This is a genomic window from Roseibium sp. (genome assembly GCF_965233565.1).
Taxonomy (GTDB): domain Bacteria; phylum Pseudomonadota; class Alphaproteobacteria; order Rhizobiales; family Stappiaceae; genus Roseibium.
Genome location: NZ_OZ247494.1, coordinates 4,540,533 through 4,565,452, shown reverse-complemented (window position 1 = coordinate 4,565,452; position 24,920 = coordinate 4,540,533). Strand labels below are relative to the sequence as shown.

Here is a 24,920-nt window from a genome sequence, read left to right as displayed (position 1 = left end):
TCTCACGGGCCTTCATCTTGAACTCGGCGGCAAATACCGACACAGTCTTGCTGACGTTTCTGGGAGGGGAGCGAGAATGAGCGGCCACTGGCTTGCGGTTTACGTGTTCGGACAGTTCCGCACCCGTGCGGACCATCCCGATGTCGAGATCTTTCACACGTCGGAGCCGGGTGTCTGGGCGGCGATGGAACGTTCGGAGGGCTTCATTGCGCGGTCCGGCTACGAGGACGAACCCGGACCGGACAGCTGGGGCGAGCAGGTCTATCCGAGATACTGGCAGGACAACGGTGACGGCTGGGCGCCCTCAATCATCTCTCTCTGGCAGGACCTTGAAACGGCCCTTGCCGCTATCTACCGGGGACCACATGCGGAGATCCTGAAAAAGGGGCCCGACTTCATGCAGGACCACACGGATTATCCGGCCTATGTCCTGTGGTGGGTGCCGGAGAACCATCGGCCGGACTGGGACGAAGCCGTTGACCGCTTTGAACTTCTTGGCGACGAAGGCCCGTCGCCGCACGCCTTCACGTTCAAGGTCGCTTTTGATCCTGCCGGGAACGCTGTGACAGCCAATGGCAACACCGCCCGCCAGATTGCGGAGCGGAACAGGCTTACCGCGGAGGCCCCCAAGTCTGTTCAATAGGATTGTTCAAAAATCGATGACTAATCGTCAAATTTTGACGGAATTGTAAATCAACTTGGTCGCGCCAATCTTAAACCCAACAGCGCATGGACGTCTCCGTGCCACCGAATTGGGAAAGGATTGAACCATGAACCAGATACTGCGTCCCTCCGAAGCTCGCGGCGATGCCGATTTTGGCTGGCTGAAAAGCAAGCACACCTTCTCCTTCGGCTCCTATTTCGACCCGAACTACATCGGCTTCGGTGCCCTGCGCGTCATCAACGAGGACCGGGTCGCGCCGAGCGCAGGTTTCCCGACCCACCCGCACCAGAACATGGAGATCATTTCCTATGTTGTCTCCGGCGGGCTGGAGCACAAGGATTCCATCGGAACCGGCTCGGTGATCCGCCCGGGTGAACTGCAGCGCATGAGTGCCGGCACCGGCGTCCGTCACAGCGAGTACAACCACTCCGACACGGAGCCGGTTCACTTCCTGCAGATCTGGATCGTGCCGGAACAGGACGGGCTTCAGCCAAGCTATGAGCAAAAGGCGTTTGCCGAAGACGAGCGGCAGAACGCCCTGCGCCTGATCGGTTCACGCGATGGCCGCAACGGCTCGGTTGTCATCCATCAGGATGTCGATCTCTATGCCTCGCTGCTCGGCGCCGACAAGAGCCTTGCCTATGACATCAGACCGGGCCGCAAGGTCTGGCTGCAGATCGTGAAAGGCAAGCTCAGCGTCAACAACCAGCAGCTCTCCGCCGGGGACGGGCTTGGCCTGCTGGACGCCGGCGCCATCTCGCTCGCCGCCCGGGAAAACGCGGAATTCCTGCTGTTCGACCTGGAGGCCTAGGAAAAAGGCTGGCGCCTGGAAACCCAGGCGCCCGGCTTCCTCATCGACGTCATCCTGAGGAGCGGCGTCACGAAGGATCGGATGCTTGCTCTTCAGCTTGTTGCCCGTCCTTCGAGACGGACCTGACGGTCCTCCTCAGGATGACGATGTTGAACCGGGCCCGCCCCGTGCCCGTAAAACACCAGGGCCAGGACCCATCAATTGACAGGAAGACTTTCCCATGTCCGATACACCGTCCCCGTCGATCACCCTGGAACAGGACGGCGCCAAGGGCCGATACGTTGCCAGGCTGGACGGGGTGACCGACCCGGCAGAGCTGACCTTCTCCATCGTCAACGATCATCTGATCATCGCCGACCACACCGGCGCACCCGACAGCATGCGCGGCATGGGCGTCGGCAAGGTCCTGGTGGAAAGACTGGTGGCGGACGCACGCAGGAAACAGGTCAGGATCATCCCGCTCTGTCCTTATGTGAAGGCGCAGTCTCAGAAACACCCTGAATGGGCGGACGTCTTCCAGGGGTAGAGTGCTTGCGTCGGCCGGCGGCCTGTCAGCTGGACGGGCCGTCGACCGGTTGCGGCACCTCGCAGCCCCTCAGGGCGAACAGGCTGCCGGTCAGCAGCTTGCCGGCCTGTTCGAATGCTGTCGTCGTGACATCCGGACCGACAGCACTCAGACCTTCGGCAGCCAGCCTGATCTGCGCCAGGTTGCCGTTCAGGTCTTTCAGCTGTTGGCTAACTTCCCAGTGATCGGAAAGATCCGGATTTTTCAACTGTTCCGAGAGCCCTGTAATCCGGCTGTCGAGCGTTTCCAGGCGCGTTTTGAACTCAGCCGGCGAAACCTCCAGTCGCGCCAGCGCTGCGTCGGTCACGGTCCCGGCAATGCGTTCACCTGCGGTATCGACCCGGTTGAGAACGACAATCACCAGCACGCAGGCGACAATCACCAACAGAGCGGTGGCATTGACCAGCGCCAGGAGCAACTGGCCCGGCAGACGCAACAGACGCGCCCCCAAACCCGGTCGATCAGTATAGGACATTGTGTGCTCCTTTGAAGCTCAACGACGTTCAGGGCCATTCAGCCTGAGTCCAAGGACGCAAACAATTCATCGGCAGCAGGAAACGCCACACATCAACTTGTTTTTCAGCATCCAACTAACGGCCGTAACCGGAAGCACTTGAGGCGCCACCCTGCAATGAACTTGTCCCACAGCAGACCTTCATCACGTAGGTGTTCCCCAGGGTGACGAAGCTGTCACTCGGGATAGCCCCTTCTCGTTTCAGCCCCTTGGTGAAATAGAGGGCCTGCTTTTTGTCGAACGGCTTGGCAATTGTCACGGCGTACCATCCGTTGGTCGCAAGGTAGACAGACAAGGGAAGATCTCTCGCTAATGCGTAGCCCACCGCCTCTTGAATGTTGTCGAAGCTCTTGATCTGAATGAGCCGGAGTTCACCCGGCGTGGCATCGAATTGATCAACTCGTATCCACGTGTGGTGCATGTACCCGGTCAGGCCCAATGCCTTCACGCGATACCAGCGATCCTCCTCATCAGTGATTTGCACAGCAACTCCATTGCTAAAGCGACGCAGGCTATGAGCTTTCGCGCTGGGTGCTGCTTTCAACAGGACAGAGCCCTTGGGGTGTCGGACACGCCCAGAGCGGGCGATTGGGACGGTCGTCCCGCTCGGCTCAACATAGCTCGGACTTGTCGACGCGGCTGGAGGAGGAGGAAGACTGGGTTTGAATTGGCCTGAAGGGGCGGTGAGCGCAGCCGTTTCCGTGCCTCCCTCAGTAAGGGTAACCCCATAGTCGACCATTTCCTGCCCGGAGAGATACCTTATGTCATTCGCTTCCGTCCTGAACGCGAGCTGCAAGAGAGCGGGTTTCACTCCCATCTCCACCATGTAACCGATGATGTCTGCAGTTACGTCCTGAACAGCTGAGACGGCTTCTTCCTTGTTGAAAGGCGCTGTTGGCGAGAACGATGACTTGTGCACCCCGATAGAACCCGGTTCGGCATATCGTGACCTGCCTCCCATGAACGCCAAGGCACAGGCGGACGCACATTCAAGCTTGCGCAGTTGGATCGTCGCCAGACCGTGCCGTCTGATTATCCGACCAAGCTCCATTGCCTTGAATATGTTTCCGCCCTCACTGTCAAAACCGATCACTTTGGGCCTGAAAGAGCGGATGGTTTTCTCGAAGTCGGACAGATCATCTCTGGGAGTGAAAGTCCCTTCAACGACAACAAACCTCAGACCATCGTCACCTTCACCTGAAATGTAGCTGAGCTCGGCATTCGTCACAGAAGGAAAGATGGTGACCAACATCATGATGAGAAGCCGGACGGTCATGGGCAATCACACTCAGGTACAATTTATTGACACCGCAATTCACTGTATTCGAGCAGCATGAGCTATTGCAACCCGGCTTCACGCAAGCCGGTATCAACGTTTCAAGTCTTGAGGCGATCGGGCAACAAGCACGGTGCCAGATTCGTTCAAGAAGCACTTTTCCGAGTAATGATATTCGAGCCCCAAACCTTTGCATGTAACAAAGGTCGCAAGAGTGTCTTGCGTATTAACAAGGTTTTGAATTTTGGGCTTTGAATGCAGGAATGGTACAGACGAGTGGATTCGAACCACCGACCTTCGGAGCCACAATCCGACGCTCTAACCAACTGAGCTACGTCTGCTAAGGTCGTCAAAGTGGCGCGGACATTACCTGTCCGGGGCGCCATTTGCAAGGGCGTCTTCTAACGCCATTTAGCGTAACCGGCAAGCGTGAATTTTCGGAAAATTCAGCCTGTTGAAAAGCAAATGCCCGGGGCCGTGCCCCGGGCATTCAATCCGTCTGCCGCAAAAGTGCGGCGAAACTCAGATTAGTTGACCTTCAGGTCCTTGAAGGACTTTTCCATGGCTTCCTTGACCGGAGCGGAAACGTCGGTGCCCAGCTTGGTGGCCAGTTCCTGCATTTCCTTGCTCTGGGTGCTGAGAGCGTCGAACTGGCTACGTGCGAACGTGGACTGCAGTTCGATGGCTTCGGCCAGGCTCTTCACGGACATGATGTCCTTGATGAAGGTGAAAGCAGCGTCAGCGTTGGCCTTGGCAGCGTCGACAGCCTTGTGGTTGAACTCGACAACGCCCTGGCGGGACGTTTCGAAAGTGTCTTCCATCAGGTCGGTCGCGTCTTCAGCAGCGGTCTTGACCTTGGCGTAGGCTTCACGAGCGTTCTCGATGCCTTTTTCCGTGGCTTCACGGAAGACAGCCGGAACTTCCATGTTCGGCATTGCAAATGCTTCAAAGTCCGGGAAAGCAACCCCAGCAGCTGCCGGAGCGGCTTTGGCTTTGGTGGTCCGGGTTTTCGGGGCCGATTTGGCCGATGCAGTGGTGGTGTCAGTCATGATCTCATCTCCTTGAGGCCGGATGCGATCACTGGTGAATTTTGTCTCCGCCGAACTGTCTGCCGGCGGACCCTGTCGTCATCCGCATCCCCTACATAGTGCAGCTCTTGTTGCATTGCAACATTTTTTTGCGCTGCACAATAAAATTTCCGAAGGGGAATGCTGGACTTTCCGAACCTGACAGGTCAGCTGGCCGCGTGCCGACGTTGCACAAGTGGTGTCTCAGCCTTGGGACCGGCCATCCATCTCAGAAAGAAACAACGGGCATGTGGGTAGTTTCAATGCAAGAAATACAACCAAAACACGCATATTGCAATGCGATACAATACGTAAGGATGCGGGACCAATGGATCCCGCACCGCCCCGCAACCGCTTATTTGTTCTGCACTGCCTTGGTGGCGTCCTGAACGGCCTTGGTCGCCGTGTTGGAAAACTCGCGCGTCTGCTCGCCAAGGGATTCCATCTGGCTGCGCAGATAGTCCTGTTGCAGCTTCATCATGTCTTCCACATTGCCGGCCTTGACCAGCTCCTGAGCGAATTTGAAAGCCGCGTTGACATGTTCTTCGGCATAAGTCAGCGCTTTTTTGTTGACGTCGGCTGCGCTGGCCTGCACGGCAGACGCGCTGTCTTCAACATTGCTGACGGCCTTGTGGGTTGCGCCCATGAAGTCGTCAAAGGCCTTGCGGGCCTGATCGACGCTCTTTTCGGCAAAATCACGCATCTGTTCGGGGACTTCGAAACCAGTCTTGTCTGTGCTCATGTCGGCGCTCCTCGGGTCGACGAAAGGTATCAGGCGGTATTCCTGAATTCCTTCCTTGCCAAAAATTCGTAACATGCAGATGGCAATCCGGCAAACCTGACCAGACAGATTAACCACGCCTTCACGTAACCCCTTTAGCAACCTTGCTTTACGTGGACGGCGTAAGCGTTTGCTTGTATTAACGGAGTGTTTACCAATGCAGGCAAACCCGGCGCCGCGCACCTGATCAATGAGGGGTCGCCGACCCGTTTGGAGCAGAGCCATGGACGAACAGACCCAATCCTTTCTGGACCTGTCTGCCAGGGAAGATCTGGTTCAGCTTGTTGCCGACAAGAAAGCTGCCTGGCTTTTTTCGGCCGACGGCGCGCGTGTACTGTGGGCGAACAGCGCCGGTGCCGCCTTTTTTGCGGCTCATTCGGTTCAGGACCTGATCCGACTGACGGCCCTTGAGCGGTCGCCCGCAAGGCCGCATATCGCGCGTATCGCCGAGGCAGGCCAGACGGACAAGTTCTCCATCGACAGGCTGCGCTTCTACCGTGGCCTCAGGGTCATGCTGCTGACCTGCCAGTGCAAACGTCTGGACCTGGAAACGGGCGAGGCCGCCGCATTGATCGTCTGCGGGGACAAGGGGCTGATCGCGTCAAAAGATCCGTTGACCGGATTTGCCCACTTGCTGGGGTCCGAAACATCGACGGTCTTTGTCAGCGCCGGTGGCATGGTTGTCGAACAGCTTGGTGCACTCACCGGAACGCCGGAAGACCTCGACCTGCCCGCCGACCAGTCGGCGCTGTTCGGACCGATCGAGCTGGAAGGGACCTATCACGAAGGGGTTGTGCTGAAAGTTTCCGAGCGGCAAAGGCTCATCGTGCTGGACAACAACGCCGTTGAAGACGCTGTCGCGGATGATGACCTTGCGGATCAACCTGCCCAAGCTGGCGCTGCCATGCTGGCTGGCGTCGCAGCGGATACCATAAGCGCGCCGACACTCGAGGAGACCAGCGAAGCGGAAACACTCAAGGTCGACGAAGAGAGCGCCTGGGTCCGGGCTGACGACGCAGAGCCGGAGCTCGATGCAGGCCCAGATCACCTGGATGGTGGCGTATCGGACTTGAATACTCCGCAGACTTCGGATCAGGCTGAGGAAGCGGAGCCGGAAGATGCCGCGCTTGAAGAGCCGGAGGCGGAAGAACTCCCTTCAGAGGTTGTCTCCAACGAAGACGACCTGCCGAACCGTCCAGAGCCTATTGAAGACGCGCCCCAAGAGGAAGACAGCCAGGCGTCTGCCGGATCGCAAGACATGGATGCGGATGCGGTCGCTCAGACGGATGAAGACGCGCCGGACGAAAGCCTTTCAGAGGCCGATGAAGCACCCGGGGCTGAGACGGCACCCCACGACGCTAGCGGCTTCGTCTTCCAGCCCCGCCGGCGCCCCGTGCGGTTTGCCTGGAAGATGGATATCGACCAGCGTTTCACTTTCCTCTCAGATGAATTTGCCGACGTGCTTGGTCCCGAGGCGACCGACATTGTCGGTCAGACCTGGGTGGAGGTCGCGGAACGGTTCGATCTAGACCCGCGCAGCCAGATTGCCAGGGCTCTTGACCGGCGGGACACCTGGAGCGGCAAGACCGTCGACTGGCCGGTAAGCGGCGCGGCACTTCGTGTTCCCGTTGACATGGCCGCCCTGCCCGCCTTCGACCGGAACCGCAAGTTTGAAGGATATCGCGGCTTTGGCGTTTGCCGCACGGCCGATGCGGTTCCGGATGCCGACAGTCAGACCGCTTCTACCGTGCCCGCCGCTGCAGCACTCGTTGCGGACCCTGTCGACGCAGAGCCGACGGATCAGGCTCCCTCCGACGAAGAAGCTTCGATCGAGCAGGAGACCCCAGAACTGGCCGAAGCGACCGAAGCCGTTTCAGAAACGGGCATTGAGGAGACCGGAGCCGACGGCTCCGGGGACCCGCTCGAGGCTCCACTCGAGACCCGGGCCGAAGAGACCGCGACCTTGGATGCGACCAGCGAGACAGTCGCAGATACGACTGCGGAAACGATTGAGAACGCTCCCGCGCCGAAAGCCGAGGCCTCTGTGGACGACCTCAAACCGGCACAGCCGGACTCGCTGGCCGGCAAGACCTTCCTCGGCGCAAGCGCTGCTGCCCTGGTCGGATCCCTTGCAAGATTCACCGGGAAGTCGCCACAAAAGCCGCAGGAACCGGCTGAACCGGAAACGCCACCCGCCGTTGCAGCCACCGAAGCGGAGGCCGAGGAGACGACAACCGATGAAGCACAGGCTGCCGCTTCCCCCGCTGAGACGCAAAGCGCAGATGCAGCAGCCGACTTGCCCGGAGCAGCGCTGGATTCCAAGCTGGAAGCCTTGCAGAGCGGCCGGCCGGAAACAGCAGATCTTGATGAGACGCTCGCCGACACTGACGAAGAGCCGGAGGCGACTGCAACCGAGGCTCAGGAAGACGTAGAAGACAAGGCAGATTCCGCTGACCTCAATACCGATACTTCCGTGACCGAGGCGGCGCCTTCGCAGCCCGAGGCAATCGAGGCTACTGACGAAACGTCCGAGACAGCCGAGGAGAGCGCCGAAGAAACCGTGGCAGAGATCACCGGGGACGCGGACGTTGAACCGGCGGCACCTTCGACGTCCAGCGAAGATGCACCATCCGGGATCTCCGGTCCGGCGACGCTTGCGCCCGCGGAGATCGAAAGCGCAGTCAAATCACTGGCAAAATCCTACAAGGCGGCAGAGAAGAAATCCCGCGACCTCTTTGACGAGGAAACACCTGCGCAGCAGGACATTGAAACCGCGCCGTCGGCCGAGCCCGAGATGTCGGCGGATGAGACTGCGGAACACCTTGCAGACGACGACACCGACGAGGACGCCGCGGCAACGGAAGACAGCGACCGTGCTCCGGAGGAGCGGGAGCTTCAGCAAGGTGCAACGGAAGAGAGCGCTGAGGCCGAAGACGACGCCATAGCGGCCACCACGGCAGAGCTGGACGACATCCTGCAGCCCGATGCTGCCGATGACGAAGACAGCATTGCGGCCGATGAGCGCGAGTTCTTCGAAGAGACCGCTGCCTTTGAAACGGAAGACCAGGCGGCAGACGCGCCCTCCGAAACAACGGAACCGGAGCGGCCGACGACCGGTGAAGTCATTCCGCTGGCAACCGTCAAGCCGCGCGTTGTCCCTGTCGACACATCAGGCCTCTCGCGGCCCGAAAGAGCGGCCTTCCGCAAGATCGCGGAGGCGCTCGGGGCACGGCTTGAGGGCGACCTGGAGGATTTCGACGAACCCGAACAGGCAGAAGACGAGCCGGAAGACGAGCTGCCGCCGGAGGTGCCGGAAGCCGGTCCGATCGATCCAAGCCTGCTTGACCGGCTGCCGATCGGCATCGCCATCGTGCACGACCGTGAAGTCCTTTATGCAAACAAGGCGTTGCTCGCCATGATCGGCTACAAGTCGATCGCCAAGCTGTCGCAGGTCGGCGGCCTGGAAGCGCTGTTCATCGACGACACGGAAGAACTGCCCGATGCCGCCGGCATGGACGGCGAGGTTGACGAGGCGATGAAACTGCGCCTGGCCGATGGTGGTGTTCTCACCGTGGATGCGCATATGCATTCGGTGCCCTGGAACGGCAGCCGGGGCCTGATGATCTCCATCACCGAGCGCAGGTCGCCGCCAACATCGTCTACGGCCGCGCCGGCTTCGCCCAACTTCTTTGCGGAAGTCCGGTCGGAACTGGACAATGCCCACAGCCAGATCGCCGAAATGGACACGATCCTGGAAACGGCGACCGACGGCGTCCTGGTGCTGGACCAGCACGGCACGATCCTGAAGGTGAACGGTTCGGCAGAAGCGCTTTTCAGCGCCAACAGGTCCGACATGATCGGTGCGCCCTTTACCGAGTTCCTGGCACCCGAAAGTCACCGGGCCGCGGCCGACTATCTGGACGGCCTGTCGCGCAACGGCGTGGCCAGCATCTTAAATGACGGCCGCGAAGTGCTGGGCTCTGTCCCGGCGGGCGGCCTGATCCCGCTGTTCATGACCATGGGCCGGATCAGCGGTGCGGAGGACGACGCCAAATATTGCGCTGTCCTGCGCGATATCACCCAGTGGAAGACGGCAGAGGAAGAACTCACCCAGGCCAAGCGCCAGGCAGAAGACGCGAGTTCGGCCAAGTCGGATTTCCTGGCCAAGATCAGTCACGAGATCCGTACGCCACTCAACGCCATTATCGGTTTTTCCGAAGTCATGATGGAAGAGCGTTTCGGGCCGATCGGCAACGATCGCTACAAGGACTATTTGAAGGACATCCGCACCTCCGGTTCGCACATCATGAGCCTGGTCAACGACCTTCTGGATCTGTCCAAGATCGAAGCCGGCAAGCTGGATCTCAAATTCTCTGCCGTATCGACGAGCGATGTCATCAATGAATGCGTGGCGCTGATGCAGCCGCAGGCGAACCGGGAACGGGTCATCATCCGGGCCAGCCTCCCGGAGGCGGTTCCCAATGTGGTTGCCGATCCGCGCTCGCTGCGCCAGATTGTACTCAATCTCCTGTCGAATGCCATCAAGTACAACCGGTCCGGAGGCCAGGTGATCCTGTCGACCGCCCTGGAAAGCAATGGCGAGGTTGCGCTCAGGGTACGGGACACCGGCACGGGCATGACAGCAAAACAGCTGACCGCTGCGCTCGAACCGTTCCGCCAGCTGCATACGGCCAGCCGCGGTGGTGGCACCGGCCTCGGCCTGCCTCTGACCAAGGCGCTGGTGGAAGCCAACAGGGCGAGCTTCCATATCGATTCCACGCCTGACCAGGGCACTCTGGTAGAGATTGTCTTCCCGACGCAAAGAGTGCTCGCAGAATAATGACAGGGGCCCCGATCCAGGTTGCCGATGACATCTGGATCCTGGAAGGAGAGACTGTCTCCTTTTATGGCTTTGCCTATCCGACCCGCTCTGTGATTGTCCGGCTGCCGGATGGGGATCTCTGGGTCTGGTCGCCAATCGCGCTGACAGACGACGTCAAACGGCAGGTCGAGGCCCTCGGCCGGCCGAGACACCTCGTCAGCCCCAACAAGATCCATCACCTCTTCCTGCAGGACTGGAAAAAAGCGTGGCCCGACGCGAAGCTCTGGGGCCCGCAAAGCACCATCGACAAACGCACGGATCTTGCGTTCGAGGCCGCACTAAAGGATGAGGCGCCGGCCGACTGGCAGGATGTCTTCAAGATGGTCCGGTTTTCCGGGTCTCCGGTCATGGACGAAGTCGTTTTCTTTCACCGGCCGTCGGCAACCGTTGTCCTGGCTGATCTCAGCGAGCATTTTTCGCAGGGCTTTCTGGACCGGCACTGGAAACCCTGGCAGCGCTGGATCGCCGGGCTGTGGGGCATCGTCGAAGGTAAGGGCTACGCGCCCCTGGAATGGCGGCTCAGTTTTTTCAACCGCCGCAAGGCGCGCGCCTGCAAATCCGAGATCCTCGCCTGGAACCCGGACAAGGTCATCATGGCCCATGGTGTCTGGCAGTCCAACGGTGGCAAGGCCTTTCTGGAAAAAGCCTTCGCCTGGGTGTGACCTTCCGCCTCACCTTGCCGGTAACACGTTCGTGATCGCGTTTCCTTCGACCTCCGCCTCTTTCCCCGCCCCTAAAGTCGAGTTTTAAACTCCTGTTTTTCTTCCAGTTTTTCCATCAATAGTGGAGTTTCAGTCTCCAGTTAGTTTTGAATCATTCTAAAGTATTGATTTTACTGACTTTATTGACTTCCAAGAGAGAGCGCGACATATTCCCGGCCAAGCACCGGGCCGATCCGTCCCGGGCGAGAACAACCAGTTGACTGGGAGACTTTCATGCGTGCCACGCTTAGCGCCCTCGCAGGTGCCGTTGCTCTGACCTCCGCATCCCTTGCGACGCCGGCAATCGCCGACGGCGAAGTGAACATCTATTCCTACCGCCAGCCATTCCTGATCCAGCCGCTGCTGGATGCATTCACGGCTGAAACCGGCGTCAAGGCAAACGTCGTCTTCGCCTCCAAGGGCCTGGGCGAGCGCATTGCAGCCGAAGGCGACAACTCCCCGGCCGACGTTCTTCTGACCGTCGACATCGGCCGCCTGGATGGCGCCAAGCAGCTCGGCATCACCCAGCCGGTCGTCTCCGACGTCGTCAACGAAAACATCCCGGCTCAGTACCGTGATCCGGAAGGTCACTGGATCGGCCTGACCAACCGTGCGCGCATCATCTATGCCTCCAGGGATCGCGTCGAACAAGACAGCATCACCTATGAAGAGCTGGCTGATCCGAAGTGGAAGGGTCGCCTGTGCACCCGTTCCGGTCAGCACGTCTACACCATCGGCCTGATCGCTTCCATGGTTGCCCATCACGGCGAGGAAAAGACCGAAGAGTGGCTGGCAGGCGTCCGTGACAACCTGGCCCGCAAGCCGGCCGGCAACGACCGCGCCCAGGTCAAGGCCATCTATGCCGGCGAGTGCGACATTTCCATCGGCAACACCTATTACATGGGCAAGATGGAAACCAACGACAAAGAGCCGGAACAGAAGGAATGGGCGAAATCCGTCCGCATCCTGTTCCCGAATGCAGCCGATCGCGGCACGCACGTGAACCTGGCCGGCATCGTTCTCGCCAAGAACGCCCCGAACAAGGACAACGCAGTCAAGCTGATCGAATTCCTGAGCTCCGCTGACGCCCAGAAGATCTACGCCGAGACCAATTTCGAATACCCGGTTACCCCGGGCGTGGAAGTCTCCGAGCGCGTTCAAAGCTGGGGCGACCTGACACCGGACAGCCTGTCGCTCGACGACATTGCCAAGAACCGCAAGACCGCCAGCGAGCTGGTCGACAAGGTCGGCTTCGACAATGGCCCGGCGTCCTAAGACAGGTCTCTGATCAACCACGTGAAAAGCGCCGCGCTCGCCGCGGCGCTTTTTGCATTTTTCAGGATTTGCCGCTAGAGCTTCCTGCGAACCATTCCCAACGAAAAGACCAGCCTTGCTGCGCACGCCCACCCAATCCATTGTTGACCGTTTCTGGCAGGTTGCAGCGCTTGTGATCGCGGCGTTCGTGCTGCTGCCAATCGGGGCAATCGTCTGGATCGCACTGACGCCGGCCACGGACGTTTGGGGTCACATGCTGGCGACCGTGCTACCCGGCGCCGTTCAGACAACCCTGCTGCTGATGCTGGGTGTGGGTCTGACGACTGGCGTTACGGGTGTGGCCACGGCCTGGCTTGTCACAATGTGCAATTTTCCCGGGCGACGCTTCATGGACTGGGCGTTGCTGGTCCCGCTGGCCGTTCCGACCTATATCGTCGCCTTCGCCTATGTTGAAGTGCTTGACTATACCGGCCCGGTCCAGAGCCTGATCCGGGATCTCTTCGGTTTCAAGACATCGCGGGACTACTGGTTCCCCGAAATCCGCTCTCTCGGCGGCGCCATCTTTGTTATGGGCGCTGTGCTTTACCCTTATGTCTATCTGACCACCCGGGCGAGCTTTCTGATCCAGTCGGCGTCGACGCTGGATGTTTCACGGACCCTTGGGGCGTCCCCCTATGGTCTTTTCTTCCGGGTCGCACTGCCGCTCGCCCGCCCGGCCATTGCCATCGGTGTATCTCTCGCCCTGATGGAATGCCTCAACGACATCGGTGCGGTCACGTTTTTCGGGGTCAAGACCCTGACTTTCTCCGTCTATGACACCTGGCTCAACCGGTCGAGCCTGGCCGGTGCGGCACAGCTTGCGCTCGCCATGCTGCTGATGGTGTTTCTGCTTTTGTGGCTGGAACGGTTCGGCCGTCGCAAGCAACGGTTTGACAGCGGCAGCTCCAAACAGCGTCCTCCCACCCGGTTCAACCTGAAACCCGTTCAAGCGGGCCTTGCGCTGTTTCTCTGCGGCACCCCGATTTTTGTCGGTTTCGTGGTTCCCGGCCTGTTGCTGGCCGACCGCGCCAGCCGGCGGCTCGATTTTGTTCTCTCCGAAGGTTTCCTGACAACCATCTGGAACAGTTTCAGCCTGGCTGCCGTCGCAGCGCTGCTGACAGTATTGATTTCCGTTTCCCTTGCCTATGCGCTGCGCCTTAACGCCAATGGCCCGCTCAAGAGCGCCGTGCGGCTGGCCTCGATCGGCTACGCCATCCCGGGCACCGTGCTGGCCATCGGCATCCTGACCCCTCTGGCAACGTTCGACAACTTCCTGGACGCGCGCATGGAGGCCTGGTTCGGCATCGACACCGGCCTGCTTCTCCTGGGCAGCGGCACCGGTCTTGTCTACGCTTATGTGGTCCGTTTCCTGGCCGTTTCCTATGGCCAGGTGGAAGGCGGTTTCGGACGCATCAGTCCGCATCTCGACATGGCCGCCCGCACCCTTGGCCGCAACACGGGCCAGACCCTGACCCAGGTTCATCTGCCGATCCTGAAACCGGTCCTGCTGTCTGCGGCCCTGCTCAGTTTCGTGGATTGCATGAAGGAGCTGCCGGCAACGATCCTGCTGCGCCCGTTCAATTTCGAAACGCTGGCAACGACAGTGTTCGAAGCCGCCTCCCGTGAAGCCTTCGAAGAAGCCGCCCTGCCGTCGCTGGCCATTGTCCTTGTCGGCCTGATCCCCGTGATCTATCTGGCGCGCACCAGCGCGTCGACATTCCGCACGCGCCTGTCAAAACGTCAGGCCGGTCCCGCGGTCTGAGTCTCGGCCTTTCGGCCCAGGCCGGTGAACATCTTGACAGCGCAACCTCACCCCGCCCCAATGGCTGCACATATTCGATCACAACCCGGACGGATTTCAGATGGACAAGAAACACCAGATCAATCTTTGGTACGCCTTCATCGCCATGATGCTGGTGCTGATGTTCCAGAGCTGGTGGACTACCTACAAAACCGTCGAACAGATCCCCTACAGCCAGTTCGAACAGTACCTCAAGGACAAGAAGATCGAAGAAATCGCGATCAAGGAAAATGTCATTGAGGGCAAGTTCAAGGAGCCGCTGAAGGACGGCAAACAGTATTTCGTGACAACGCGGGTGGAGGTTCCGCTGGCGGAGGAGCTCAGCAAATACGATGTGAAGTTCACCGGCGTGGTCCAGAGCACCTTCATCCGGGACATCCTGTCCTGGGTTCTGCCGGTGTTGCTGCTGTTCGGACTGTGGATGTTCTTCATTCGCAAGTTTGCGGAAAAGCAGGGCATCGGCGGCATGATGACCGTGGGCAAATCCAAGGCGAAAGTGTTCGTCGAAAAGGATGTCGAGGTACGTTTCAGCAATGTTGCCGGCGTCGACGAAGCCAAGCAGGAACTCAAGGAAGTGGTCGACTTCCTGCAGGACCCGACAGCCTATGGCCGGCTGGGCGCGCATGTGCCCAAGGGCATTCTGCTGGTCGGACCTCCCGGAACGGGCAAGACGCTGCTCGCCCGGGCTGTCGCCGGCGAGGCAGGTGTCCCGTTTTTCTCCATCTCGGGTTCCGAATTTGTCGAGATGTTTGTCGGTGTCGGTGCGGCGCGCGTGCGGGATCTCTTCGAACAGGCCCGTAAGGCAGCCCCCGCCATCATTTTCATCGATGAGCTGGACGCGCTTGGCCGGGCTCGCTCCAGCGGCCCGATGGGCACAAACGACGAAAAGGAACAGACGCTCAACCAGCTTCTGACGGAGCTCGACGGCTTTGATCCGTCCAGCGGCATCATCCTTCTGGCAGCGACCAACCGGCCCGAAATCCTGGATCCAGCGCTGCTTCGCGCCGGCCGTTTCGACAGACAAGTGCTGGTCGATCGCCCCGACAAGCCGGGCCGGCGCGCCATCCTTGACGTCCATGTGAAGAAGATCAAGCTCGACGCGGAGACCGATCTCGACCAGGTCGCGCAGCTGACGGCAGGGTTCTCCGGCGCCGATCTGGCAACGCTGGTCAATGAGGCTGCCCTGCTGGCGACCCGGCGCAATGCGGACGCCGTCACGCTGAAGGATTTCAACGAGGCGATCGAGCGGGTGATTGCCGGGCTGGAAAAGCGCAGCCGGATCCTGTCCGACAAGGAACGCAGGACCGTTGCCTTCCACGAAATGGGGCACGCGCTCGTCGCGGCAAACCTGGAAGGCTGCGATCCGGTGCACAAGATCTCGATCATTCCGCGCGGGGTCGGCGCTCTCGGCTACACCATGCAGCGGCCGACCGAAGACCGCTTTCTCCTGTCCACTCAGGACCTTGAGAACCGCATGGCCGTGCTGATGGGCGGCCGCGCCGCGGAAGACATCATCTTCGGCGAAATCTCCACCGGCGCTTCGGACGATTTGCAGAAGGTGACGGAAGTCGCCCGGGACATCGTCATGCGCTACGGCATGGAACAGGCCCTCGGCAACCGGGTCTATTCGGCGCAGCGGCAGAATTTCCTGGGCCAGCCTGCCGGCGATGTCGTCGAAGTTGCCAATGAAACCCAGCGGGAAATCGATCTTGCGATCAAGAGCCGGGTGGAAGGCGCTTTTGCGCGGGCAAAGGAGCTTCTTGAGGAACATCGCAAGGAGCTGGATCAGGGAGCAGAGCTGCTCTTGAGCAAGGAAACGCTGACGGACCAGGATTTCCCGGCGATCCGCCCGATCGCCGAACGCCAGGAACCCGCGGCTGCCGAATAATCCGGTCCGATCAGGCCGCGCTGATCGTGCCGTCTCGCGTGGTGATGCCGGAGGCCTGGCGCGAGCGGCCGGAAAACGCCTTTGCCCAGGCCTCGAAATGGTCGGCCGGCATCGGGCGGGCAAACAGGAACCCTTGCGCAGTGGTGCAGCCGTTTTCCATCAGGAAAGCCTGCTGCTCCAGCGTCTCGACACCTTCTGCGACCACTTCGTAATTCAGGCTCCTGGCCATCGCCAGGATCGTCTGTACGATCGACCGGCTGTGTTTGTCCGTGCCCAGACCGCTGACAAAACTGCGATCGATCTTGAACGTGTTGAACGGCAGGCGCTGCAGATGCGCGAGGCTGGAGTAGCCTGTGCCGAAATCGTCAATCGCAAAGGTGATGCCGGCTTCCAGCAAGGGCCTTGAGGCTTCGGAAACCCGCTCGGGGTCCGCCATCGCGACGGTTTCGGTCACCTCCAACTGAAGCAGTTCAGCAGGAAACCCGGACATTTCCAGAGTTTCCAGCACGCGCCTGTTGAAACCTGGTTTTTCAAGCTGGCGGATCGACACATTGACGGCCAGCGGCAGACGCTGGCCACGATCCAGCCAGACACGGCCCTGCTCGCAGGCGAGTTCCAGGACGCGGTCTCCCAGACGGGTGATCAGGTCGCTTTCTTCTGCGACATCGATAAAGGCCCCTGGCGAAAGCATGCCGCGTTCCGGATGGTCCCATCGCACCAGCACTTCAGCGCCGACCACTTTCATCGAGGTGCAATCGATCTTCGGCTGGAAGACGACGGCAAATTCATCCCGCAGCAAGGCGCGTTTCAGCTCCGCTTCAAGCCGAATGCGCTCGTGCGAACCCGAGTCCCGCTCTATTTCGCTGTAGAAACAGGCGCGATTGCCACCTGTTCGTTTCGCGGCGTACATGGCGATATCCGCGTTTTTCAGTATTTCCGTGTAGTCGCTGCCGTCGTCGGGATAGGTGGACACCCCGATGCTGGCGCCGACGGCCATGGTCAGCCCGTTGATTTCAAGTGGCTGCTCAACGCATTGCACCAGATCGTCTGCGAGCGTGTAGACGCTGCTCCTGGGCTTGTCCGTTGGCAGGATGACAGCGAATTCGTCGCCCCCCAGACGCGCCACAAGCGGCGCAAATTCGGCCTGGTCGCCCTCGCATCCCGCCTTTTGCAGCCCACTGTCGTTTCTGCAGGCGCAGCCGGACGCTTCCAGAAGACGTTGCAGCCGGGCGGCGACCTCCTTCAACAACGCATCACCATGATCATGGCCATAACTGTCGTTCACCCGCTTGAACCGGTCCAGATCAATGAACAGCACCGACATACGGTTGGGCTTGCCAACGCCGTCCAACATGTTGGCGTTGAAATGCTGCCGGAAACACTCACGGTTCGGCAGCCGGGTCACGGGGTCGACAAAGGCCAGCTCGTGAATGCGGGCCATGTTGGCGCGAATGGTCGCAACCATATCCCGATAGGCACGTGCCAGAACCCCGATCTCGTCCCTGCGGTCCACCGGAAAAGGGGCGTCGAAATTGCCGTCGCTTACCGTATGTGCGGTTTGGGTCAGTGCCTTGATCGGCCGGACGAAACTCTCCGCAAAATGAAAGGTCACCGGGACGCAGAAGACAAGAAGAACCAGCGTGATGACAATGTTGCGCCCCCAGATGGCAAACAGGGTGCCATTGACCGGAACCCGTTTCACCGCAACCAGAGCGACACCGAGAACCGTCTCCGATGCCATATCCCGAACCGGCAGCGCAATTTCGACACGCTCCTGGGTCTGTCGCAACTGATCCGCTCCGGTTGCCAATGCCCGGGCGACCAGCGGGTGCATCTCCATCTCGTCGAAGTAGCTGGTTGCGGGGTCGCTGTCGATGGTCACCGCGCGGCCCGGATCGTGGACCTGGGCCAGTTCGACGATTCCGCTCGAGGCAATGCTTTCCAGTTCCTGTTCCAGAATAAGGTAGTGATGGTTGGTCAGGTGCGGCACGGCCAGCCGGCTGACCGTGGCACCGATCGCCTTTGCGTCCGCGACCACCCGATGTTCCTCGTCGCGCAGATCGAGATAGCTGGCGACCATGATCATGACGACGGACAGGACCAGAAACAGCCCGGCAACCAGCAGCACGAAGCGCGAGCGCAGGCTGGGAAGCCAGGTCGACAGGATTTCAACCAGCTTTGCGACGGCCTTCGGTGTTCCAGGCACAACTTTCTCCCTGAGAATACCTGGCACTTATACCCGGGAAGTCTTGAAACCCGGTTCATCGGGTGACTGGTAAGACACTGAAATTCGTAAACTTTCCGGCATTGCTTTGCCAGTGAAGCAACTTGCGTTGATTTTGCGCACGAAGCCACATTATCCCGCACGCTTTTCAGGTCGCCGGCGCGGGTTCAATCCTTAACAAACAAGGAAAAATGCTTGTCAAAAATACAAAGGGTGCCGTTTCGGGACAGGTTCCTTCAACAAGTCGGCACCGAACCAAAAAGGGCGCCTGCGTCAAGCGCAGGCGCCCTGTCTTCTATCCGGCTTTGACAGACGATTACGACAGGATCGTCGCTTCCGTCTTTTCCTTGACCTCTTCCAGGGTCACGTCCGGTGCCAGTTCAACGACCTTCAGCCCGCCTTCGGCAACGTCGAAGACGCCGAAATTGGTGATCACGCGGTCGACGCACTGCACGCCGGTCAAAGGCAGCGAACACGCTTTCAGAAGCTTAGGATCGCCTGCCTTGGAGGTATGGTCCATGATCACCACGACGCGCTTGACGCCGGCGACAAGGTCCATCGCACCACCCATGCCCTTGACCATCTTGCCGGGGATCATCCAGTTGGCGAGATCACCATTCTCGGCAACTTCCATGGCGCCAAGGATCGACAGGTCGATGTGACCGCCGCGGATCATGCCGAAACTGTCTGCAGAGGAGAAATAGCTCGTCTGCGGCAGTTCGGTGATGGTCTGTTTACCGGCATTGATCAGGTCCGCATCAACCTCGTCATCGGTCGGGAACGGGCCCATGCCAAGCATGCCGTTTTCGGACTGCAGCGTCACATGAACGCCGTCCGGAATGTAGTTGGAAACAAGCGTCGGAATACCGATGCCGAGATTGACGTAAAAACCGTCTTCAAGCTCCTGCGCAGCGCGCTTAGCCATGTCATCACGTGTCCAGGCCATGATGTTTTCTCCCTCAGGCTGCGCGCGTTGTGCGCTTTTCGATGCGTTTTTCGTGGTTGCCGACAATGATCCGGTCGACAAAGATGCCGGCCGTGTGGATGTTGTCCGCGTCCAGCTCACCGACCTCGACCAGTTCTTCCACCTCGACAACACAGACCTTGCCGGCGGTTGCCATCATCGGATTGAAGTTCCGCGCGGTCTTCCGGTAAACGAGGTTGCCTTCCTTGTCGGCTTTCCAGGCCTTGACCAGCGACAGATCGGCCACCAGGCCGGTTTCCATGATGTAGGTCTCGCCGTTGAAGTCCTTGTGTTCCTTGCCTTCCGCAATCAGGGTGCCGACACCGGTCTTGGTGTAGAACCCCGGAATGCCAGCGCCGCCGGCTCGGATACGTTCGGCCAGGGTGCCCTGCGGATTGAACTCCAGCTCCAGCTCACCGTTCAGATACTGCTTTTCGAAAGTGGCGTTTTCGCCGACATAGGACGACACCATCTTCTTGATCTGACGGGTTTGCAGCAGCAGCCCGAGCCCAAAATCATCGACGCCCGCATTGTTGGAAATGGCGGTGATGTTCTGGGCTCCGGAATCCCGGAGCGCCACGATCAGATTTTCCGGAATGCCGCACAGGCCGAACCCGCCGGCCATGACCGTCATGCCGTCAAAGGTCAGGCCCTCGAGGGCCGCCTTCGCGTCCGGATAAATTTTGTTCATGTTTCACTCCCAGTTAAGACCGCAAGATGCGTGTGGCGCACATTCGCCGCTCGGCTCAATGCGGTCAAGTTCTCTTTGCCGCATTGCAGCGAAAAACATGAGCACCTCGTCACTTAATCGATTAATCGGCACAAACGCTGCATATTTGCTCGTTGGAAACCATTGGCGTCCCGGATTTCTGCCAAGTTGTTTATGGTTTGTAAATTCTTAAGAACAAGAATCCGGAAGCAGGTGCGTGGGTGTTGCAGCGTTCAATCTGCAAAACCGCATGCTCAGGACAACACACCGAAAGAAATCAGCTGCTGTGTACCCGCTTTTCTCGACAGTCTTCAAAATCGCAGTGTTTTCCCTGCTGGTCGGAGCGGGTCTGTCCTTTGTCAACATTTCCGCGGAAGACATCCTTGGCACAGTCGGACTCAGCCCGATACAGCTCTGGATATACCTGATCGAGTTCCGTGACTGGGCAATACCGAACATGATCCTCGGAGCGTTTATCGTGGTCCCAGTCTGGCTGGTGATCTACCTGATCCAGCCGCCGCGCTCCAGCTGACCGGGAAATGTTCTCAGGCCAAATCGGTTTTCAAGAACCCGGTGTCTGTTCCTGCTGTTCGAGCAGGGATTTCGCACGCAGCTTCGCATGGAGTGCTGTTGCGAAAACACGCCCCTTTACGGTCAAAGGCCGCAGCAGGCGGCGCGTTGGCAGCTCCTGGGCTCCGAAGCGTTTTTTGTAGTCCTGCAATCCCGTGCCGAAGCTGAAATTGCGAATGCCGTTTTCCCTGGCCCATTTCAACGATTGCACAACAAGGACAATCCCCGGCGACAGCCGGTGCCAGGCGACATCACCAATGGAGACCAGGATCCCGTTGGCGCTTTCGCCATGCACCATCAGGACAACGGAGGCGACAACTTCTTCGCCCTTCTTCAACGCAAGCATTTTGAAGGGACAGTCCTGCGCGTCTGCTGCCGAGATCGCCTTGTAGAAATCCGCCCGATTGCCGGTTTCGATCGAATTGTCCCGGTCGAGCGCTGCAAAACGGGTCTCTCTTTGCGCAAGAAGCGCTTCCAGCAACGCTTGCCGTGCTTCCGGATCCGTTACTTCAAGCAACTCAACACCTTGGCGCTGCAGTTTCCTGAATTTCGACCGGGCTTCCTTGAAAACCGACTTGCCGCCTGATGCGTCAATCGCAGCAAGTCCTTCCTCGCCAAAATAGTAGGTCCAACCGACATCGACCGTTTCCGACCTGTCGAACAACGGATTTGCCGCTGTGCCGATCAGCGGCCCCACCTTTGGTATGTCGAGAATATCCCCACCGCCAACAGCGTCCAGAAGAGCTTCACACGCCAAGCCTGCCAAATGAGGGTCTTCGACCAGCCACTTGCTCAGAACCGGAGCGTTCTGGTCGGCAAGGCCGAGATCAGGCATGGTCACCACTTTGACCGGGCCGCGCCTGACTGTCACAAGCGGAAGAAGGGCTGCCGGCGCCTCGCCTCCATTCGGCGTTGCAGACAAGAGGGTCAGCGGCCGCCTGCAGGTCGAGGGCGCGATGTGCTGATGAAAGGCCGTCAAAAACATCGGCATCTGGAAGGGCGAGGCAACCACGCCGCCTTCCAGACTGTTCCATAGGGTCTTCAGTTGCTTGAATGAAGGCCGCGCGTGCCGGGAAATCTGAAATTGCACCGCCCTGCCGCTGCCGTCCCTGGCCTGGCCGCCGCGATGTGTTTTGCCGGCCATCAGGCACTCGCCTTGTTTCGCCCCAGTGCGATCTGGAACAGCTCCTGAGCGGTGTGATGAGCATCCCTTGCGCGCAAAAACAGACGGCCACGCGCGCTGAGCGGTTTCAGCAGTCTACGGGTCTCCTGCGGACAGCCGCCAAATCTTTGCTTGTAATCCTGTTCCCCCGTTCCGAAAGCAAACCAGCGAAGTCCATTGTCGATCGCCCAGTCGATGGCCTTCGCAAACAGCACCATGCCGGGAGAGTAGCCGTGCCATTGTTCATCACCGATGGAAACAAGCACACCCGTTGCCTGGTCTCCGGCCCGCAACAGAACCATCGCGGCCACAATGTCCCCGCCCTGCTTAAGCGCCAGACCGGTATAGGGTGTGTCAGCCATCTGCAAACCGGCAAGACACCGATAGAAGGCTGTCCTTTCAGCACGCTGCAGACTGTCCACGCGGCCGAGTTGGTAAAAACGCTTCTTGCGCTGCGCGGCAAGAGCCGAGAACAGGGCAAGACGCTCTTCGGGCGTCGAGGCTTCCGACACGTCCACGCCCAGTTCGGCGAGCTTGCGAAACTTGGACCGTGCTTTCTTGTAAACAGACTTGCGCCGCCAATCGGTTTCTCCCGCGCCGGCCTGAAGATCGATGGTCAGTGTTTTGCTCTCAGGCACACATCCAGCCTGGCTGTAGAGCGGATTGTCCATCTTTCCGACATGCGGATGCAACTTGTTCACATCGACAAGGTCTGCGTCTTCTTGCATGGAAAAATAGGCATCAACGGCGTCAGACAGGCTCACGCGCGGCGCTTGGACCGCGGAGCTGATGACAGGCGCGTTCTGATCCGCCAGGCCAAAATCCGGCAAGCTGATCACGCGCAAAGGACCGCGCCGGTTCCGGACCAGAGGCAGCAGCATGAGCGGCGCACCATTGCCTTCGGCTTCGCTGAACCGGATGACCGACAGGGCAGCCTCCCCCGGTTTGCACTGGGTTTCCTGAAGAGCATGCAGAAACTGCGGCGTCTGGAACGGTGTCAGAACAGGCGCGGCAAGAGACGCATAAAGGTCTTCAAGTTCCGGCAGCGTGGGGGCTTCGAGCTCGCGAAAAATCAGGGCGGACGCAGGGTCACTTTGCAGAGGCAGTTTTTGCTCCGACCCAAGCCACGTCATCGACTGTTTTTCCCCATGCTAATTCCGGCGATGCCACAACCAAAATAAGTGCATCTTCGATATTACCATTTATGGCACGGGTTCGTTAAAAAACCGGTAGCAGCAGGCGGAATGTGTGTGATTGCAGGATCTTACCTATGGTCAACCTTCGGCACCGAAAGCTGCCCTTTCATCCCGTTCACGCTGAACCTGCTGCCGTTTGGTGGCGATGGAAGCTGCAATCACGCCAATCGTCACGAGACCGACCAGGATGGTACAGACGGCGTTGATCTCGGGCGTAACACCCAGCCGCACCTGCGAATAGATCTTCATCGGCAGCGTGGTTGCACCCGGACCTGTTGTGAAACTGGCTATGACCAGATCGTCGAGCGACAGTGTAAATGCCAGCATCCAGCCCGCAATCACACCCGGCAGGATAATCGGCAGTGTGATCAGGAAGAAGGTCTTGACCGGCGGGCAGCCAAGGTCCTCGGCTGCTTCCTCGATGGACTTGTCAAAGCCGACCAGACGCGATTGCACCACGACGGCGACATAACAGCTGGCAAAGGTCGTATGCGCCAGCATGACCGTCCAGAAGCCTCTTGCCGTGTCCATGGCCACGAACAGGAGCAGCAGAGACAGCCCGAGTATCACCTCCGGCATCACAAGCGGTGCGAAGATCATCCCGGAAAAGAGCGAGCGCCCGACAAACCGGCCTGAACGCACCAGGACCAGCGCGGCCATGGTGCCGATCACCGTTGCGACCGTCGCGGAGGTAAACGCGACCCGAAGCGTGACCCAGGCCGCGTCAAGAAGTTGCTCGTTCTGCAGCAGCGACGCATACCACTTGGTCGAAAAACCTCCCCAGACCGTCACCAGCCGGCTCTCGTTGAAGGAATAGATCACCAGAAGCAGGATGGGCAGATAGAGGAACGTGAAGCCTGCCACCAGGGACGTCACGTTGAACCATGTCGGACCGCGCGTCATCCGTTTTTCTCCGACATTTTCTGTTGCTGGTTCTGGAAGAGCACGATCGGGATGACCAGGATCAGCAGCAGGATCACGGCGACCGCGGACGACACCGGCCAATCCCGATTGTTGAAGAACTCAGACCACAGGGTCTTGCCGATCATCAGCGTGTCAGAGCCTCCCAGAAGATCAGGGATAACGAACTCGCCGACAGCCGGAATAAAGACCAGGAAACAGCCCGCAATCACACCCGGCAGCGACAATGGCACCGTGATTTTCCAGAAGGCTTTCCAGGGTGGACACCCGAGATCTTCCGCCGCTTCCAGCAGACTGCCATCCAGCCGCTCCAGGCTGGCATAGAGCGGCAACACCAGAAACGGCAGATAGGAATAGACGATACCGATATAGACGGCGATGTTGGTGTTGAGGATGGTCAGCGGCTCGCTGATCAGTCCGAGCGACAACAGCAGCTGGTTCAGAAGGCCTTCGTTCTTCAGGATCCCGATCCACGCATAGACCCGGATCAGGAAGCTGGTCCAGAAGGGCAGGATCACCAGCATCAGCAGCGTTGGCCGCCAGGATTGCGGACTGCGCGCCATGCCATAGGCAATCGGATAACCGATCAGCAAGGTCAGAAATGTTGAAATGCCGGCAATGACAACGGAGGAAACGTAGGATTTCCAGTAGAGATCATCCTCGGTCAGCCAGAGATAATTCTCAACCGAGAATTCGGAGAAACTGCCCCAAAATGCCTGCCAGCCCTCGGCCAGATCGAAGGTCGGCGTGTAGGGCGGAATGGCAATTGCGACTTGCGACAGCGAGATCTTGAAAACAATGAGGAATGGCGCCAGGAAGAAGATAAGCAACCAGAAATAGGGTGCTGCGATCAGCAGCCAGCCGCCTAGACTGCGTTTTGGGGGAGCGACTATTTGGTCCTCTGACATCT

At 59.3% G+C, this 24,920-nt stretch carries 20 protein-coding genes and 1 tRNA gene; 9 read left to right on the top strand and 12 right to left on the bottom strand.

From position 1 onward, the window contains the following. The first annotated feature begins 76 nt into the window (after positions 1–76). From ACO6TG_RS20840 to ACO6TG_RS20830, 3 genes are all read left to right on the top strand, one after another. A complete protein-coding gene (locus ACO6TG_RS20840) occupies positions 77–643 on the top strand; it encodes a DUF3291 domain-containing protein (protein WP_422374965.1) in 567 nt (188 codons plus the stop codon). Positions 644–770: 127 nt separating this feature from the next. Next, positions 771–1,475, top strand: a complete 705-nt coding sequence (locus ACO6TG_RS20835) for a pirin family protein (protein WP_422374964.1) — start codon at positions 771–773, stop codon at positions 1,473–1,475. A gap of 220 nt (positions 1,476–1,695) precedes the next feature. Next, positions 1,696–2,001 carry a GNAT family N-acetyltransferase gene (locus tag ACO6TG_RS20830; RefSeq protein ID WP_422374963.1) on the top strand — a complete coding sequence of 102 codons (306 nt, stop codon included), beginning with the start codon at positions 1,696–1,698 and terminating at the stop codon, positions 1,999–2,001. Between the two features lie 25 nt (positions 2,002–2,026). Here the strand turns inward: ACO6TG_RS20830 and ACO6TG_RS20825 are convergent, their stop codons facing one another. The 5 genes from ACO6TG_RS20825 to ACO6TG_RS20805 all read right to left on the bottom strand — a co-directional run bounded on the left by ACO6TG_RS20825 (position 2,027) and on the right by ACO6TG_RS20805 (position 5,639). Then, the gene (locus ACO6TG_RS20825) at positions 2,027–2,515 is read right to left on the bottom strand and encodes a hypothetical protein (protein WP_422374962.1); all 489 of its coding nucleotides are present in this window, start codon (positions 2,513–2,515) and stop codon (positions 2,027–2,029) included. Between the two features lie 115 nt (positions 2,516–2,630). After that, positions 2,631–3,830, bottom strand: coding sequence for an SH3 domain-containing protein (locus tag ACO6TG_RS20820; protein WP_422374961.1), 1,200 nt, complete (start codon positions 3,828–3,830; stop codon positions 2,631–2,633). A gap of 264 nt (positions 3,831–4,094) precedes the next feature. Then, positions 4,095–4,171: transfer RNA gene (locus tag ACO6TG_RS20815), tRNA-His, on the bottom strand. Between the two features lie 186 nt (positions 4,172–4,357). Next, complete coding sequence (locus ACO6TG_RS20810; RefSeq protein WP_422374960.1) at positions 4,358–4,879, bottom strand: phasin; 522 nt, start codon at positions 4,877–4,879, stop codon at positions 4,358–4,360. Between the two features lie 373 nt (positions 4,880–5,252). Beyond that, positions 5,253–5,639 (bottom strand): phasin, encoded by a 387-nt coding sequence (locus ACO6TG_RS20805; protein ID WP_422374959.1) that lies wholly within the window; start codon positions 5,637–5,639, stop codon positions 5,253–5,255. A 262-nt stretch (positions 5,640–5,901) separates the two neighbouring features. On the opposite strand from ACO6TG_RS20805, the gene ACO6TG_RS20800 reads away from it, so the two are divergent. The 5 genes from ACO6TG_RS20800 to ftsH all read left to right on the top strand — a co-directional run bounded on the left by ACO6TG_RS20800 (position 5,902) and on the right by ftsH (position 16,264). Then, positions 5,902–10,518: an ATP-binding protein gene (locus ACO6TG_RS20800; RefSeq protein ID WP_422374958.1), complete on the top strand. Its 4,617-nt coding sequence runs from the start codon at positions 5,902–5,904 to the stop codon at positions 10,516–10,518. Continuing rightward, on the top strand, positions 10,518–11,222 hold the full coding sequence (locus tag ACO6TG_RS20795) for a DUF4336 domain-containing protein (RefSeq protein ID WP_422374957.1): 705 nt from the start codon (positions 10,518–10,520) through the stop codon (positions 11,220–11,222). The genes ACO6TG_RS20800 and ACO6TG_RS20795 overlap by 1 nt, the downstream gene beginning before the upstream one ends. A gap of 273 nt (positions 11,223–11,495) precedes the next feature. Next, positions 11,496–12,536, top strand: a complete 1,041-nt coding sequence (locus tag ACO6TG_RS20790; RefSeq protein WP_422374956.1) for a Fe(3+) ABC transporter substrate-binding protein — start codon at positions 11,496–11,498, stop codon at positions 12,534–12,536. A 115-nt stretch (positions 12,537–12,651) separates the two neighbouring features. Then, on the top strand, positions 12,652–14,337 hold the full coding sequence (locus ACO6TG_RS20785) for an ABC transporter permease (protein ID WP_422374955.1): 1,686 nt from the start codon (positions 12,652–12,654) through the stop codon (positions 14,335–14,337). A gap of 100 nt (positions 14,338–14,437) precedes the next feature. Beyond that, positions 14,438–16,264 (top strand): ATP-dependent zinc metalloprotease FtsH, encoded by a 1,827-nt coding sequence (gene ftsH, locus ACO6TG_RS20780; RefSeq protein ID WP_422374954.1) that lies wholly within the window; start codon positions 14,438–14,440, stop codon positions 16,262–16,264. A 10-nt stretch (positions 16,265–16,274) separates the two neighbouring features. Here the strand turns inward: ftsH and ACO6TG_RS20775 are convergent, their stop codons facing one another. From ACO6TG_RS20775 to ACO6TG_RS20765, 3 genes are all read right to left on the bottom strand, one after another. Beyond that, positions 16,275–18,470, bottom strand: coding sequence for a putative bifunctional diguanylate cyclase/phosphodiesterase (locus ACO6TG_RS20775; RefSeq protein WP_422374953.1), 2,196 nt, complete (start codon positions 18,468–18,470; stop codon positions 16,275–16,277). A 334-nt stretch (positions 18,471–18,804) separates the two neighbouring features. After that, positions 18,805–19,434 (bottom strand): CoA transferase subunit B, encoded by a 630-nt coding sequence (locus tag ACO6TG_RS20770; protein WP_422374952.1) that lies wholly within the window; start codon positions 19,432–19,434, stop codon positions 18,805–18,807. A gap of 13 nt (positions 19,435–19,447) precedes the next feature. Next, positions 19,448–20,143, bottom strand: a complete 696-nt coding sequence (locus tag ACO6TG_RS20765; RefSeq protein ID WP_422374951.1) for a CoA transferase subunit A — start codon at positions 20,141–20,143, stop codon at positions 19,448–19,450. A gap of 304 nt (positions 20,144–20,447) precedes the next feature. Between ACO6TG_RS20765 and ACO6TG_RS20760 the strand changes: the two genes are divergently transcribed. Continuing rightward, a complete protein-coding gene (locus ACO6TG_RS20760; protein WP_422374950.1) occupies positions 20,448–20,693 on the top strand; it encodes a DUF6460 domain-containing protein in 246 nt (81 codons plus the stop codon). A 30-nt stretch (positions 20,694–20,723) separates the two neighbouring features. Here ACO6TG_RS20760 and ACO6TG_RS20755 read toward each other — a convergent pair whose 3' ends face one another. The 4 genes from ACO6TG_RS20755 to ACO6TG_RS20740 form a co-directional block, all read right to left on the bottom strand. Next, positions 20,724–21,875: a GNAT family N-acetyltransferase gene (locus tag ACO6TG_RS20755; protein ID WP_422374949.1), complete on the bottom strand. Its 1,152-nt coding sequence runs from the start codon at positions 21,873–21,875 to the stop codon at positions 20,724–20,726. Next, positions 21,875–23,026: a GNAT family N-acetyltransferase gene (locus ACO6TG_RS20750; RefSeq protein WP_422374948.1), complete on the bottom strand. Its 1,152-nt coding sequence runs from the start codon at positions 23,024–23,026 to the stop codon at positions 21,875–21,877. The genes ACO6TG_RS20755 and ACO6TG_RS20750 overlap by 1 nt, the downstream gene beginning before the upstream one ends. 141 nt (positions 23,027–23,167) lie before the next feature. Further along, positions 23,168–23,992: an ABC transporter permease gene (locus ACO6TG_RS20745; protein ID WP_422374947.1), complete on the bottom strand. Its 825-nt coding sequence runs from the start codon at positions 23,990–23,992 to the stop codon at positions 23,168–23,170. Beyond that, complete coding sequence (locus ACO6TG_RS20740) at positions 23,989–24,918, bottom strand: ABC transporter permease subunit (RefSeq protein WP_422374946.1); 930 nt, start codon at positions 24,916–24,918, stop codon at positions 23,989–23,991. The genes ACO6TG_RS20745 and ACO6TG_RS20740 overlap by 4 nt, the downstream gene beginning before the upstream one ends. Positions 24,919–24,920: the final 2 nt, after the last annotated feature.